At 36.0% G+C, this 14,903-nt stretch carries 14 protein-coding genes and 1 pseudogene; all 15 read left to right on the forward strand.

What is annotated here, in order from left to right; genetic code table 11:
• Position 1: 1 nt before the first annotated feature.
• Complete coding sequence (gene aroA, locus C6H25_RS05605) at positions 2-1,285, forward strand: 3-phosphoshikimate 1-carboxyvinyltransferase (RefSeq protein ID WP_104748468.1); 1,284 nt, start codon at positions 2-4, stop codon at positions 1,283-1,285.
• Between the two features lies 1 nt (position 1,286).
• On the forward strand, positions 1,287-2,111 hold the full coding sequence (locus C6H25_RS05610; RefSeq protein ID WP_014659065.1) for a 4-hydroxy-3-methylbut-2-enyl diphosphate reductase: 825 nt from the start codon (positions 1,287-1,289) through the stop codon (positions 2,109-2,111).
• Positions 2,112-2,225: 114 nt separating this feature from the next.
• On the forward strand, positions 2,226-3,887 hold the full coding sequence (locus tag C6H25_RS05615) for a 30S ribosomal protein S1 (protein WP_104748469.1): 1,662 nt from the start codon (positions 2,226-2,228) through the stop codon (positions 3,885-3,887).
• A gap of 18 nt (positions 3,888-3,905) precedes the next feature.
• Entirely contained in the window at positions 3,906-4,394 is a 489-nt protein-coding gene (locus C6H25_RS05620; protein ID WP_104748470.1) for a hypothetical protein, read from the forward strand.
• Positions 4,395-4,412: 18 nt separating this feature from the next.
• Positions 4,413-5,987, forward strand: coding sequence for a phosphoglycerate dehydrogenase (gene serA, locus C6H25_RS05625; protein ID WP_104748471.1), 1,575 nt, complete (start codon positions 4,413-4,415; stop codon positions 5,985-5,987).
• A 12-nt stretch (positions 5,988-5,999) separates the two neighbouring features.
• Positions 6,000-7,853: a menaquinone biosynthesis decarboxylase gene (locus tag C6H25_RS05630; RefSeq protein WP_104748472.1), complete on the forward strand. Its 1,854-nt coding sequence runs from the start codon at positions 6,000-6,002 to the stop codon at positions 7,851-7,853.
• Positions 7,847-8,512, forward strand: coding sequence for a YggS family pyridoxal phosphate-dependent enzyme (locus tag C6H25_RS05635; protein WP_104748473.1), 666 nt, complete (start codon positions 7,847-7,849; stop codon positions 8,510-8,512). The genes C6H25_RS05630 and C6H25_RS05635 overlap by 7 nt, the downstream gene beginning before the upstream one ends.
• 9 nt (positions 8,513-8,521) lie before the next feature.
• On the forward strand, positions 8,522-8,722 hold the full coding sequence (gene thiS, locus C6H25_RS05640; RefSeq protein WP_104748474.1) for a sulfur carrier protein ThiS: 201 nt from the start codon (positions 8,522-8,524) through the stop codon (positions 8,720-8,722).
• Complete coding sequence (locus tag C6H25_RS05645; protein WP_104748475.1) at positions 8,723-9,478, forward strand: UDP-2,3-diacylglucosamine diphosphatase; 756 nt, start codon at positions 8,723-8,725, stop codon at positions 9,476-9,478.
• A 20-nt stretch (positions 9,479-9,498) separates the two neighbouring features.
• Positions 9,499-10,440: a chemotaxis protein CheV gene (locus tag C6H25_RS05650; RefSeq protein ID WP_104748476.1), complete on the forward strand. Its 942-nt coding sequence runs from the start codon at positions 9,499-9,501 to the stop codon at positions 10,438-10,440.
• Positions 10,441-10,494: 54 nt separating this feature from the next.
• Positions 10,495-12,927 (forward strand): hybrid sensor histidine kinase/response regulator, encoded by a 2,433-nt coding sequence (locus C6H25_RS05655; protein WP_104748477.1) that lies wholly within the window; start codon positions 10,495-10,497, stop codon positions 12,925-12,927.
• The gene (locus C6H25_RS05660; RefSeq protein ID WP_104748478.1) at positions 12,927-13,427 is read left to right on the forward strand and encodes a chemotaxis protein CheW; all 501 of its coding nucleotides are present in this window, start codon (positions 12,927-12,929) and stop codon (positions 13,425-13,427) included. Before C6H25_RS05655 ends, C6H25_RS05660 begins: the two co-directional genes overlap by 1 nt.
• A gap of 105 nt (positions 13,428-13,532) precedes the next feature.
• Positions 13,533-13,859, forward strand: a complete 327-nt coding sequence (gene ureB, locus C6H25_RS05665; RefSeq protein WP_267891814.1) for an urease subunit beta — start codon at positions 13,533-13,535, stop codon at positions 13,857-13,859.
• A 10-nt stretch (positions 13,860-13,869) separates the two neighbouring features.
• Positions 13,870-14,274: pseudogene (ureC, locus tag C6H25_RS09070) on the forward strand (urease subunit alpha); the annotation flags it as partial.
• A 20-nt stretch (positions 14,275-14,294) separates the two neighbouring features.
• Complete coding sequence (locus C6H25_RS09075) at positions 14,295-14,612, forward strand: hypothetical protein (RefSeq protein WP_418904550.1); 318 nt, start codon at positions 14,295-14,297, stop codon at positions 14,610-14,612.
• The last annotated feature ends 291 nt before the right edge of the window (positions 14,613-14,903 follow it).

The following is a 14,903-nucleotide window of genomic DNA, read 5'->3' on the forward strand; positions in this document are numbered from 1 at the left end:
TTTGATAGATTTAGAGCTTGATATTAATGCTAGTGATAAATCGCTCTCGCACAGAGCGGTAATTTTTAGCCTACTAGCTCAAAAACCTTGCATAGTGCGAAATTTTTTAATGGGGAAAGATTGTTTAAACTCTTTAGAAATTGCTCAAAACTTAGGGGCTAAAATAGATTATATTACACAAAATTCTTTTAAAATCACACCCCCACTTACTTTAAAAGAACCTAATAACATTCTAAATTGCAATAATTCTGGCACAAGCATGCGCTTATATGCGGGGCTTTTGAGCGCTCAAAAAGGGCTTTTTGTCTTAAGTGGGGACAATTCATTAAACTCACGCCCCATGAAAAGAATCATTGAGCCTTTAAACTCCTTTGGAGCAAAAATTTTAGCAAGAGAGAATAATCAATTTGCCCCCCTAGTCATTCAAGGCTCAACATTAAAAGCTTTTGATTATGAAAGCCCTATCGCTTCTGCTCAAGTAAAGAGCGCTTTAATTCTAAGTGCCTTACAAGCACAAGGTATAAGCACTTATAAAGAAAATGAACTTAGTCGTAACCACACAGAAATCATGCTCAAAAGTTTGGGAGCTAATATTCAAAATAAAGAAGGTGTTTTAAAAATAACGCCTTTAGAAAAACCCCTAGAAGCTTTTGATTTTACCATAGCAAATGACCCATCAAGCGCATTCTTTTTCGCTCTAGCTTGTGTTATTGTGCCAAATAGCCGCATTCTTTTAAAAAATGTTTTACTCAATCCCACTCGCATAGAAGCTTTTGAAGTTTTAAAGAGAATGGGGGCACATATTGAATATTCTATAACATCCAAAGATTTAGAAATCATAGGCGATATTTATGTAGAGCATGCCCTTTTAAACGCTATTACTATAGATAAAAATATCGCAAGTCTTATTGATGAAATCCCAGCCCTTTCAATTGCTATGCTTTTTGCAAAAGGTAAGAGCATAGTTAGAAATGCTAAAGATTTACGAGCTAAAGAGAGCGATAGAATTGAGGCAATCATTTCTAATCTTAAGGCTTTAAAGTTAGAATGTATAGAATTTGAAGATGGGTTTTGTATAGAGGGCTTAGAAAATTTAGAAAATTTAAAAGGGCATTTTTCTAAGATTAAACCCCCTATTATCAAGAGTTTTAATGACCACAGAATTGCGATGAGTTTTGCAATTTTAGGCTTAGTGCTACCTTTAGAAATTGATAATTTAAAGTGTGTTTCAATTTCTTTTCCTAAATTTCACACAATACTTAAGAAACTCAAACAAGGAAAATAACATGGAAATTAAAATGGCTAAGGATTATGGTTTTTGCTTTGGCGTCAAACGAGCTATACAAATTGCTGAAAAAAATGAGAACAGCTTGATTTTTGGCTCGCTCATTCACAACGCTAAAGAAATCAATCGTTTAGAAAAAAACTTCAATGTCAAAATTGAAGAAGACCCTAAAAAAATATCCAAAGACAAGAGCGTAATTATAAGAACCCATGGCATTCCTAAACAAGACTTAGAATATTTGAAAAATAAGGGGATAAAAATCACCGATGCAACTTGTCCGTATGTGATTAAACCCCAACAAATTGTAGAATCCATGAGTAAAGAAGGCTATCAAATCGTGCTTTTTGGAGATATTAACCATCCTGAAGTCAAAGGCGTGATTAGTTATGCCACTAATCAAACTCTAGTGATTAACTCTTTGGAAGAATTACAAGAAAAAAAGTTACAGCGAAAAGTAGCTTTGGTCTCTCAAACTACCAAACAAACCCCAAAACTCTTACAAATTGCTTCCTATCTCATTGAAAGATGCCCTGAAGTGCGTATTTTTAATACGATTTGTAACGCTACTTCACACAACCAAAAAGCTGCCTTAGATTTGAGTAAAGAAGTAGATATTATGATAGTCGTAGGTGGCAAAGCTTCTTCAAATACCAAACAACTCTTAAACATTGCCAAACAGCATTGTAAGGACAGCTACCTGGTAGAAGATGAGAGCGAATTAAAAATAGAATGGTTTAAGGATAAAACCTTATGCGGAATTACGGCTGGAGCCTCTACGCCTGATTGGATTATAGAAAATGTCAAGCAAAAAGTTAGCACTTTTTAAGCAAATTTGGTGTTTTTCTTAAAAAATACACTAAATTTTGGTTTTTAAACGATTTTATAAGCCAAAAAAAGATAGAATACCCCAAGGATTTTATATTTATAATTAAGGCAATCAATGAGCAAGGCAACAGATTATCAGAACTTTACTGACGAGGAGGTAGATTTCGCAACACTCTTAGAACAGGAAGAAGAAGCCCTAGAAAAAGGCACTATCAAAGAAGGGCTAATTGTTTCAATCAATGAAAATGATGGTTACGCCATGGTTAGTGTTGGAGGCAAAACAGAAGGTCGCTTGTCCTTGAGTGAGATTACAGATGCAAAGGGTCGACTAATGTATCAGAAAAATGACCCTATTATCGTGCATGTATCTGAAAGGGGCGAGCGTCCTAGTGTTTCTTACAAAAAAGCTATCACCCAGCAAAAGATTCAGGCTAAAATTGGAGAATTAGGTGAAAATTACGAAAACACAATCGTTGAAGGTAAGATTGTAGGGAAAAATAAGGGGGGCTACATTGTAGAGTCTCAAGGCATTGAGTATTTTCTCTCTCGCTCACACTCTTCTTTAAGGAACGATGGGAACCATGTAGGCAAGCGTATTAAAGCTTGTATCATTCGTGTGGATAGAGAAAACCACTCTATCGCCATTTCTCGCAAGCGTTTCTTTGAGGTCAACGATAAGCGTCAGCTTGAAATTTCTAAGGAATTATTAGAAGCTACAGAGCCTGTTTTGGGAATTGTAAGACAGATTACCCCCTTTGGAGTTTTCGTAGAAGCTAAAGGTATTGAAGGTTTAGTCCACTACTCTGAAATCAGCCATAAGGGACCGGTAAACCCTGAGAAGTATTATAAAGAAGGCGATGAAATCTATGTCAAAGCCATTGCTTATGATGAAGAAAAAAGACGCCTTTCACTGTCTGTGAAAGCTACCATAGAAGACCCATGGGAAGAAATCCAAGACAAGTTAAAACCCGGTTACGCTATTAAGGTTGTGGTAAGCAATATTGAAAACTATGGGGTTTTTGTGGATATCGGTAATGATATTGAAGGCTTTTTACATGTTTCTGAAATCTCTTGGGATAAGAATGTCAGCCATCCTAACAATTATCTCAGCGTAGGGCAAGAGATTGATGTAAAAATCATTGAAATTGACTCTAAAAATCGCCGCTTAAGAGTTTCTCTAAAACAGCTTACCAGCCGACCTTTTGATGTTTTTGAAGCTAAGCATCAGGTGGGCGATGTTTTGGAAGGTAAGGTTGCTACTTTAACTGATTTTGGAGCGTTTTTAAATTTAGGTGGCGTAGATGGATTGCTCCATAACCATGATGCTTTTTGGGATAAAGACAAAAAGTGCAAAGACCACTATAAAGTCGACGATGTTATCAAGGTAAAAATTCTTAAAATCAACAAGAAGGACAGGAAAGTCTCTTTGAGTGCAAAGCATTTAATGCCTTCGCCCACAGAAGAGTTCGCTCAAAAACATAGGGTGGATAGCGTTATTCAAGGTAAAGTGGTCAGCATTAAGGATTTTGGTGTCTTCATTCATACGGATGGCATTGATGTGTTGATTAAAAATGAAGACCTAAATCCCCTTAAAAAAGATGAAGTTGAAATGGGTCAAGAGATCACTTGCGTAGTCGTTGCTATTGAAAAAGTCAATAACAAAGTGCGTGCTTCTGTGCATCGCTTGGAGCGCAAAAAGGAAAAGGAAGAATTGCAAGCATTCAATGCGAGTGATGATAAGATGACTCTAGGCGATATTCTCAAAGAAAAGCTCTAGAAAATCAACTTAAAAAACATGAGATTTAAAACAGTTTTTGTTTTTATCTCTCTAGCGGTCGCTCTTGGCATTCTAGCTTACCTAGTGCTAAGCTTAAAACAAGAGATACCTTCTACTTCTAGCTCTCCTGTAAAAGTCAAAAATGAAAACAAGGTTAAAGAGACTAAAGAACAAGAAAAAAGTGACCTTGTCCTAGAAGAAACTAAGGACGATGAATCTTCTCAAGATTCTTCGCCTAAAACACTCACTAATTACCCCGTTATAGAGCATCATTTTGAAGTTTCCTTTGAAAAAAAGGATTTCAAATACTCAAAACTCATCATTAAAGACTTAGAAAGATACCAATTCTTATGCTTAAAAGAAATCTTAAAACAAGAAAAAATTGATTATGCCTACGACAACACCCCAAACCAATCTAATCTCATCATCTATTTAGATGAGTCTAAGCGTGAAAGCTTTTTAGATGACCTAGACTATTACAAAATACGCTATCATGCCATTCCATAAAATCTTAAAGGAATTTTTATGTATCAAGTAGCTATTTGTGACCCAATCCATGCTAAAGGTATTCAAATCTTAGAAGCTCAAAAAGATATTATTTTGCATGATTATTCTGCATGCCCTAAAACAGAGCTTTTAGAAAAGCTTATCCCTATGGATGCACTTATCACTCGTAGTATGACCCCTATTACAAGCGAATTTTTAAGCCCTTTAACCAATTTAAAATCCATTGTAAGAGCGGGTGTGGGCGTGGATAATATTGATTTGGAAAGCTGTTCTCAAAAAGGTATTGTGGTAATGAATATTCCTACCGCTAACACTATTGCTGCAGTAGAATTGACTATGGCGCATATCATTAGTGCAGTGCGAACATTCCCCGGTGCTAATGAACAAATCAAACACCAAAGGTTATGGAAACGAGAAGATTGGTATGGCACAGAATTAAAGGGTAAAAAATTAGGCGTTATTGGTTTTGGAAACATCGGCTCAAGGGTTGGCATTAGAGCTAAAGCCTTTGAAATGGAAGTTCTAGCCTATGACCCTTATATCCCTTCTTCAAAAGCCACTGACTTGGGGGCAATCTATACAAAAAATTTTGAAGATATTTTACAATGCGATATTATCACTATCCATACCCCTAAAAATAAAGAAACCATTAACATGATAGGTGCTAAAGAAATTGAACGCATGAAAAAAGGGGTTATCTTAATCAATTGTGCAAGGGGTGGGCTTTATAACGAAGACGCCCTTTATGAAGCCCTAGAGACCAAAAAAGTGCGTTGGCTTGGTATTGATGTCTTTTCTAAAGAACCCGGCATTCATAACAAGCTCTTAGACCTACCTAATGTCTATGCAACCCCACATATTGGTGCTAACACTTTAGAATCTCAAGAAGAAATTTCTAAACAAGCCGCACAAGGGGTTATGGAGTCTTTAAGGGGTTCAAGCCATCCGCATGCTCTCAATTTGCCTATGCAAGTTTTTGAACCTAGCATGAAAGCCTACTTAAATTTAGCTCAGAAATTAGGCTATTTTTCTAGTCAAATCCATAAGGGCGTGTGCCATAAGATTGAGTTTAATCTTTGTGGAGAGATTAGCAAGCACGAAGATGCTCTTGTAGCCTTTATGCTCGTAGGTGTGTTAAAACCTATTTTAGGGGATAAAATCAATTATATTAACGCCCCCTTTGTGGCAAAAGAAAGGGGTATTGAAATCAAGGTTGCACTCAAAGAGAGTGCAACGCCTTATAAAAATATGCTCTCTTTAACTTTAAATGCGACTAATGGTTCCATGAGTGTGAGTGGCACCGTGTTTGAAGAAGATATTTTAAAGCTCACTAATATTAATGGTTTTGATATTGATATAGAGCCAAAGGGCAAAATGCTTTTATTTAGAAACACAGATATTCCAGGAGTTATTGGAAGTGTAGGGAATGTGTTTGCTAGACATAGTATCAATATCGCTGATTTTCGTTTGGGGCGCAACGCACAAAAAGAAGCCTTAGCGCTTATTATTGTAGATGAAGAAGTTTCTTTGGAAGTTTTAGAAGAGCTTAAAAATATTCCTGCATGCTTAAGCGTTCATTATGTGATTGTCTAAGGTCATTTGAGAATGCGAGATTTTTTAGAGCTTTTAAAAGAGCATGATGAATTAGAAATCATTGATACCCCCCTTGATGTGGAGCTAGAAATCGCTCATCTAGCCTATATAGAGGCTAAAAAACCTAATGGGGGAAAAGCCCTATTATTTAATCGCCCCATAAAAAAAGTCAAACACCAAACAAAAGCGTTTGATATGCCTATCTTAATGAATGCTTTTGGCTCGTTTAAACGCTTGGAGCTTTTATTAAAAACCCCTATAGAGAGTTTGCAACAACGCATGCAAGCTTTTTTGCATTTTAATGCCCCTAAAAATTTTACTGAAAGTTTGAAAACTTTAAAAGACTTATGGACTTTAAGACACATTTTTCCTAAAAAAACCACTCGCCCTAGAAATCTCATCATCAAGCAAAATGAAGAAGTCAATTTATTTGATTTGCCCATTTTAAAAACTTGGGAAAAAGATGGTGGAGCATTCATCACTATGGGACAAGTCTATACTCAAAGCCTAGATAATAAAAAAAAGAATGTGGGCATGTATCGCTTACAAGTCTATGATAAAAACCATTTAGGCTTGCATTGGCAAATCCATAAAGACTCTCAACTCTTTTTCCACGAGTATGCTAAGGCTAAAGTAAAAATGCCTGTAAGTATCGCCATTGGCGGGGATTTGCTCTATACATGGTGTGCTACAGCCCCCTTACCCTATGGCATTTATGAGTTAATGCTCTATGGATTTATTAGAGAGAAAAAAGCACAAGTTATGCCATGCTTGAGTAATGCTTTGAATGTGCCAAAAGATTGTGATATTGTTATAGAAGGGTTTGTGGATTGTGAAAAATTAGAGCTTGAAGGGCCTTTTGGAGACCACACCGGTTATTATACCCCCATTGAGCCTTACCCCATCTTAGAAGTTAAAACCATTAGTTATAAAAAAGACGCCATTTACCTAGCCACCGTAGTGGGTAAGCCCCCCTTAGAAGACAAATACATGGGATATTTAACAGAACGCTTATTTTTACCCCTGCTTAAAACAAACACCCCAAGTCTCATAGATTATTACATGCCAGAAAATGGAGCTTTTCATAATTTAATTTTAGCTCAAATAAACACACACTACAACGCCCATGCCAAACAAATCATGCATGCTTTTTGGGGTGTGGGGCAAATGAGCTTTGTCAAACATGCGATTTTTGTGAATATTGATGCTCCAAATTTAAGAGATACTAACGCTATCATTGAGTATATATTAAAAAATTTTTCTACCCAAAAGGTGCTAATCTCTCAAGGCGTGTGCGACGCACTAGATCATGCAAGCCCTGAATATGCTATGGGGGGCAAGCTTGGTATTGATGCGACAACTAAGAGTGATACCCCCTATCCTACGCTTTTAAACGATGATTCATTGCTAAGGCTTTTACAAGATAAAATGCCAAATATCATTCTTTTGAAGCAATATTATACGCATACCAATAATCCTATTTGTGTAGTTAGCGTAGAAAAGAAAGATAAAAGTATCATTGAGTTAAGTAAAAACTTGCTAGGCTTTGAAGAGTATTTACGCATTGTGGTATTTGTAGAGCATAGTAGCAATGATTTAAATAACCCCTACATGTTATTATGGCGCATAACTAACAATATTGACGCACAGCGTGATACTCTCATCTCTAAGCATTGTTTTTTTATAGACGCTACAAACAAAGGCATTATGGATAAGCATTTTAGAGAATGGCCATTAGAAACTGATTGCTCCATAGAAGTCATAGAAAGTTTGAAAAATAAAGGGCTTTTAAAAGATTTTGAAAACTTAAATCAAAATTTTCATCTCACGCACTCTTTTAGCACGCATAAGGGAGAGTTATGTTAGATTGTAAGCAAAGAATTGACACTTTGATTTCTGCGATAGAAAAAGCTCGCATCGCTTATTCAAGACACCATGTTGTAAAAATAGTGGCTATTTCAAAAAACGCTTCCATAGAAGCCATTCAAAATTACTATGATTGCTCTCAAAGGGCTTTTGGAGAAAATAAAGTTCAAGATTTAAAAACTAAAATGCAAAATTTAGAGCATTTGCCCCTTGAATGGCACATGGTAGGCTCTTTGCAAGAGAATAAAATCAACACCCTTTTGAGTTTAAAACCAGCCCTTTTACATTCTTTAGACTCTTTAAAACTTGCTCTAAACATAGAAAAGCGTTGTGAAAAACTAGGCGTTACTTTAAATGCTCTTTTACAAGTTAATAGTGCATATGAAGAAAGTAAAAGCGGAGTAATGCCAGAAGTTGCACTTGAAACTTATACTCAAATTGAAGAATCTTGCAAACATATTAAATTAAAAGGGCTCATGTGTATTGGGGCTCACAGTGATGATGAAAAGAAAATTGAAAAATCCTTTATTATTACTAAAAAACTTTTTGACAATTTAAAAGGAGCAACTATTCTTTCAATGGGCATGAGCAGTGATTTTGAATTAGCTATTGCTTGTGGGGCTAATCTTTTAAGGATTGGCTCTCATTTATTTAAATAAGGAGTGAATATGAAAGTTATCATTAATGGCGAAACTAGAGAATTGCCTAAAGATTGCAATGTCTCTCAAGCACTTGAATTTTTGCAAATTAACCCAGAAATTCTTATGATTGCTCTAAATTGCATAGGCTTAAAAAAGGAATTATGGGATAGCACCATTTTAAAAGAAAATGACAAATTAGAATGCTTGCAATTTATGGGTGGTGGGTGATTGAATCAAAATTATGAACTCAAAGAGGGGGCTATCTTTATTTCTGATGCACATTTTTTGCCTAAAAGCTCTCATTTAATTGATTTACTTAAAGAGCTTTTGCAAACTAAACCCCCACAAGTCTTTTTTATGGGCGATATTTTTCATGCACTTGTAGGCTATTTGTCCCTACATAGCGACGAACAAGAAGTTATTAATTTAATCAACGCATTAAGCAAAACTTCACAAGTCTTTTACTTTGAGGGCAACCATGATTTTTCTATGCGTTTTATTCTCAATTCTAAGATTATTATTTTTAAACGCAAGCAACAGCCCGCATTATTTCAATACAACAATAAACGCTTATTATTAGCCCATGGGGATTTGTTTATTACTAAAGCGTATGAATTTTACATCACACAACTCACTTCCACTTGGGCTAGATATGTTTTACTCTCTATTGACAAATTAAGCTTTCATGCGCTCTACCCCCTTTTGAGAAAACTCATCTATAAAAAACCCATTCGCTCTTTAAGTTTAATCCCTAGCCATTCAATTTCTTTTGCCAAACAACGCCTTAAGCACTATCAAAACTTTATTATTAAAAAAGGATTACAAAATATAGATGGCATTATAGAGGGTCATTTTCATATCAATCAAGAAACGCCTTTGCATATTTTATGCAACAAACACATGCTTTTTTACCATGCTTTACCTTCCTTTTATAATCAACAAAGTATTTTTAAGGTATCATTAGCAACTTTAGAACTATCTTAATCTATAAGGCATTCAAAGTTATGACAGATAATAAAGCATCAAACGCTTTAAAATTGAGTGAAATAGAACTCGTAGATTTTCGCATTTATGGCATACAAAATGGTATTCCCTATGAGGGTATTTATGGCATTAATGTGGCTAAAGTTCAAGAAATCATTCCCATGCCTACTATTTTTGAATACCCCACAGATCTAGATTATATCATTGGTGTATTTGATTTGCGTTCAACCATTATCCCTCTTGTAGATTTATCTAAATGGATAGGCATCACTCCAGACACAAGCAAAGATGATGAAAAGACCGTTATCATCACTGAATTTAATAATGTTAAAATGGGCTTTTTAGTCCATTCTGCAAGGCGTATTAGGCGTATTAGTTGGAAAGATGTAGAGCCTGCCACTTTTAGTGCATCAAATAATATCAACAAAGAAAAGATTACCGGTCTTACACGCATTGAAAACGACCAAACTTTACTCATTTTAGATTTAGAAAGCATTTTAGATGACCTAGGACTTAATGAGGCCTCTAAAAATCCTCCAGAAAGCGTTCCTACACAGCGTTTTGAAGGCGATGTCTTATTTTTAGATGATAGCAAAACTGCTAGAAAGACTTTAAAAACCCATTTAAGCAAAATGGGATTTAATATTACAGAGGCCGTAGATGGCGAAGATGGCTTGGAAAAATTAGAAAAACTATACGAACAATATGGCAATGAATTAAGAAAGCATTTAAAGTTTATTATTTCAGATGTTGAAATGCCAAAAATGGATGGCTATCATTTCTTATTCAAGCTCCAAGAAGACCCACGATTTGCTAATATCCCTGTGATTTTTAATTCTTCCATTTGTGATAGCTATAGCGCTGAAAAGGCTAAAGAAATGGGTGCTAGTGCTTATTTAGTTAAGTTTGATGCAGAAAAATTTGTAGAAGAAATTTCTAAAATTTTGGATAAGAATGTTTAAAACTGCTTACAAACATTGTAAAATACTTTCACTTTATGACAAAGGGGTTCTTTAATGGATGATTTACAAGAAATAATGGAAGACTTCTTAATTGAAGCCTTTGAAATGAATGAACAACTTGACCAAGATTTGGTAGAGCTAGAGCATAATCCTGAAGATTTAGATTTACTTAATCGTATTTTTAGGGTCGCTCACACCATTAAGGGTTCTAGCTCATTTTTAAATCTTAACACGCTCACACATCTCACACACAACATGGAAGATGTCTTAAATCGTGCTAGAAAAGGCGAAATTAAAATCACGCCTGATATTATGGATGTCGTGTTGCGCTCTATTGATTTAATGAAATCCTTGCTTGTAACCATTAGAGACACAGGCTCTGATACTAATAATGGCAAGGAAAACGAGATTGAAGAAGTGGTTAAACAACTTCAAGCTATCACAAGCCAAAATTCAGATGGCACTCCCCAAGCTACAGAAAGCACACAAGCTCCTCAAAAAGAAGAGAATGTAACCCAAAACACCACAGAAACCCCTAAAGAAACTTCTGCTACAGAAAACCAAGCTAACGACACTAGCAACCCACTAGCTGATGAGCCGGATTTAGATTATGCTAATATGAGTGCTGAAGAAGTGGAGGCTGAGATTGCACGCTTACTTAATAAACGCCAAGAAGCAGATAAAGAGCGTAGAGCTCAAAAAAAGCAAGAAGGCGTTCAAGCAGAAAATTCACAACCCACTAATACCCAAAAAACTCCAACCCCTACTCCAAAAGCACCCATACCACAAGCCCCCAAAGCAGAGGCAGGCAAAGCTAAACCAAAAACCGAAGAAAACAAATCTCCATCTATTGGTGTAGAACAAACTGTAAGAGTAGATGTGCGAAGACTTGACCACTTGATGAATTTAATCGGTGAGCTTGTTTTAGGAAAGAATCGCTTGATTAGAATCTATAGTGATGTAGAAGAACGCTATGATGGAGAAAAGTTTTTAGAAGAATTAAACCAAGTTGTTTCATCTATTTCAGCGGTAACTACGGATTTGCAATTAGCTGTTATGAAAACCAGAATGCAACCGGTGGGTAAAGTGTTTAACAAGTTCCCCCGTATGGTGAGAGATTTAAGCCGAGAGCTAGGCAAAAGTATTGAGCTTATTATTGATGGAGAAGAAACTGAGCTAGATAAGTCCATTGTAGAAGAAATTGGCGACCCACTCATTCATATTATCCGTAATTCATGCGACCATGGCATTGAATCTCTAGAAGATAGAAAAGTGCTAGGCAAACCCGAAATGGGGCGTGTGGAATTGAGCGCGTATAATGAGGGTAATCACATTGTGATTAAAATTGCTGATGATGGTAAAGGTTTAGACCCCTCAATGCTTAAGCAAAAAGCGGTTGAAAAAGGAGTTATTAGCGAGAGAGAAGCTGATAGCATGAGTGATAGAGAGGCGTTTAATCTTATTTTTAAGCCGGGCTTTTCTACCGCAAAAACCGTTTCTAATGTCTCAGGTAGAGGCGTAGGAATGGATGTAGTGAAAACTAACATTGAAAAACTTAATGGAATCATTGAAATTGATTCAGAAATAGGCGTAGGCACCACTCAAAAACTCAAAATCCCCCTTACTCTAGCCATTATTCAAGCTTTGCTTGTAGGCGTTCAAGAGGAATATTACGCTATCCCACTTTCTTCAGTTTTAGAAACCGTGCGAATCAGTCAAGATGAAATTTACACCGTTGATGGCAAGAGTGTTCTACGCCTAAGAGATGAAGTGCTTTCTTTAGTGCGTCTTTCTGATATTTTTAAAGTGGATGCGATTTTAGAGTCTGGTGCTGATGTGTATGTCGTCATTATAGGATTAGCCGACCAAAAAATTGGTGTGATTGTAGATTATTTAATCGGTCAAGAAGAAGTAGTTATCAAGTCTTTAGGTTACTATCTCAAAAATACTAGAGGTATTGCTGGGGCTACAGTAAGAGGCGATGGAAAAATCACGCTCATTGTAGATGTTGGGGCGATGATGGAAATGGCAAAGAGTGTGAAAGTTAATATCACTACTTTGATGAGTGAATCAGAAAATGCCAAAATCAAAAATTCGCCTAGCGATTATGTCGTTTTAGCGATTGATGATAGTAGCACAGATAGGGCTGTTATTCGCAAATGCTTAAAACCATTAGGCATTACGCTCTTAGAGGCTACTAATGGACTAGAAGGATTGGAAATGCTTAAAAATAGCGATAAGACTCCTGATGCCATTTTAGTGGATATTGAGATGCCTAAAATGGATGGCTATACTTTCGCCTCTGAGGTGCGTAAATACAATAAATTTAAAAGCCTTCCTTTAATTGCAGTAACCAGTCGGGTTACTAAAACTGACAGAATGCGTGGAGTTGAATCAGGTATGACTGAATACATCACTAAGCCCTACAGTGCTGATTATCTAACTAGCGTAGTTAAACGCAGTATTAAACTAGAAGGAGGCGAATAATGAGCAATCAGTTAAAAGACTTGTTTGAAAAACAAAAAGCAGGTGATGCTGGCACTGATAAGCAAGAAGAAAGTGAAGAAATTTTACAATTCATTGGCTTTATTATTGGTGATGAAGAGTATGCCATTCCCATTCTGAATATTTTAGAGATTGTAAAGCCTATCGGCTATACACGAGTTCCTGAGACCCCTAATTATGTGCTTGGCGTGTTTAATTTGCGCGGGAATGTTTTCCCCTTAATTAGCTTACGCCTAAAGTTTGGCTTACCTGCTGAAAAACAAAATAAAGACACTCGTTATTTGGTAGTGCGTCATAATGACCAAATCGCTGGGTTTTTTATTGACCGCTTGACTGAGGCTATTCGTATTAGGCAGTCTGATATTGACCCTGTTCCAGAGACTTTAAGCGATAATAATAATTTGACCTATGGTATTGGAAAACGAGATGATAGACTTGTAACCATTCTCAGAGTAGAAGAAATCCTAAAAAAAGACTTTTAAGAGATTTTTTAAACCATCAAAAATAAGCCCATATTATGGGCTTAAGAAAGACCTGTCTTGCTATTTTTTCTTTTTCATTACAATTTTAGTGCTATTTTTTAAGAAATCAATGCCCATAAACAAGCCACAACCATTAAACTTAAGGTTAAAAACAATGGCACAAAATCTTTGCATGTGGGTAGCCATTTCCATTTCTTTGAAGCTAATAGAGCCTTAGAATTTGACAGAGAAAAAGCCTATGGCAAACGATTAGATATTCCAAGCGGAAATACCTTAAGAATTGGTGCTGATGAGACTAAAGAAGTTACTTTAATTGATATTGATGGGTCTAAAAAAATCATTGGCATGAATGGGCTTGTCAATAATATTGCTAATGAACGCCACAAGTCTAGCGCGATTGAAAACGCTAAAAAACACGGATTTTTAAAATAAGGAGTTTCCTATGAAAATGAAAAAACTTGATTATGTCAATACTTATGGGTCTACTAAGGGGGATAAAGTAAGATTGGGCGATACTGAGCTTTGGGCAGAAGTTGATCATGACTATACCATTTATGGTGAAGAGTTAAAATTTGGTGTGGGCAAGACCATTAGAGAAGGCATGGGGCAATCTAATAGCCATGATGAAAACACTTTGGATTTAGTGATTACAAACGCTTTGATTATTGACTGCACCGGCATTTACAAGGCTGATATTGGGATTAAAAATGGCAAAATTGTAGGCATTGGAAAAGCTGGGAATAAAGATATGCAAGATGGCGTTAGCCCTAATTTAGTTGTAGGCTTAGGCACAGAAGCCTTAGCTGGAGAAGGCATGATTATTACAGCTGGCGGGATTGATAACCACAAATCATCATTAAAGGTGACTTGGTAGTATTTTCTGAAATGGGCGATAGCAACGCCTCTGTGCCAACCCCTCAACCAGTATATTGCAGAGAGATGTTTGGCCATCATGGAAAGGCTAAATTTGATACAAGCATTACTTTTGTCAATAAGCTTGCCTATGAAAATGGCATTAAAGAAAAGCTTGACCTAGAAAGAAAGGTATTACCTATTAAAAATGTGCGTAATATCACTAAGAAAGACTTTAAGCTTAATAGCGCAACAGGAAAGCTCAGCGTAGACCATGAAACTTTTGAAGTCTTCTTAGATGGTAGGCTTTGCACTTCTAAACCAGCAAGCTAATTACCTTTAGCCCAACGCTATACTTTCTTCTAAAAAAGACTCTCTTAAGGGTACTTCCCTTAGGGGAGTAATAATTGATAATATAAAAATTGTATACAATTTATGATAAATATATTAAAACACCATTAAAATTTCCACGCTCATCAGTCAAAAGATTGATTTCAACCTTAAAGCCTTTAGAGTGTAGGAATTGAATAACTTAGTAATTTTAAAACTTTTTAAAAAACTTGGTTTGAAAAATTTTGAATTTCAGTTTTGAAAAAATTTTAAAAACCGCTTTCAAAAATCCCC

This window comes from Helicobacter cetorum, assembly GCF_900198405.1.
Lineage (GTDB): Bacteria > Campylobacterota > Campylobacteria > Campylobacterales > Helicobacteraceae > Helicobacter > Helicobacter cetorum_C.

Bases quoted from the DNA above. Each gene is read 5' to 3' on its own strand.
- C6H25_RS05660 (WP_104748478.1), top strand. From the start codon at position 12,927: ATGAGCAATCAGTTAAAAGACTTGTTTGAAAAACAAAAAGCAGGTGAT.
- C6H25_RS05630 (WP_104748472.1), top strand. From the start codon at position 6,000: ATGCGAGATTTTTTAGAGCTTTTAAAAGAGCATGATGAATTAGAAATC.
- C6H25_RS05650 (WP_104748476.1), top strand. From the start codon at position 9,499: ATGACAGATAATAAAGCATCAAACGCTTTAAAATTGAGTGAAATAGAA.
- C6H25_RS05635 (WP_104748473.1), top strand. From the start codon at position 7,847: ATGTTAGATTGTAAGCAAAGAATTGACACTTTGATTTCTGCGATAGAA.
- C6H25_RS05655 (WP_104748477.1), top strand. From the start codon at position 10,495: ATGGATGATTTACAAGAAATAATGGAAGACTTCTTAATTGAAGCCTTT.
- C6H25_RS05610 (WP_014659065.1), top strand. From the start codon at position 1,287: ATGGAAATTAAAATGGCTAAGGATTATGGTTTTTGCTTTGGCGTCAAA.
- thiS (WP_104748474.1), top strand. From the start codon at position 8,522: ATGAAAGTTATCATTAATGGCGAAACTAGAGAATTGCCTAAAGATTGC.
- serA (WP_104748471.1), top strand. From the start codon at position 4,413: ATGTATCAAGTAGCTATTTGTGACCCAATCCATGCTAAAGGTATTCAA.
- C6H25_RS05620 (WP_104748470.1), top strand. From the start codon at position 3,906: ATGAGATTTAAAACAGTTTTTGTTTTTATCTCTCTAGCGGTCGCTCTT.
- C6H25_RS05615 (WP_104748469.1), top strand. From the start codon at position 2,226: ATGAGCAAGGCAACAGATTATCAGAACTTTACTGACGAGGAGGTAGAT.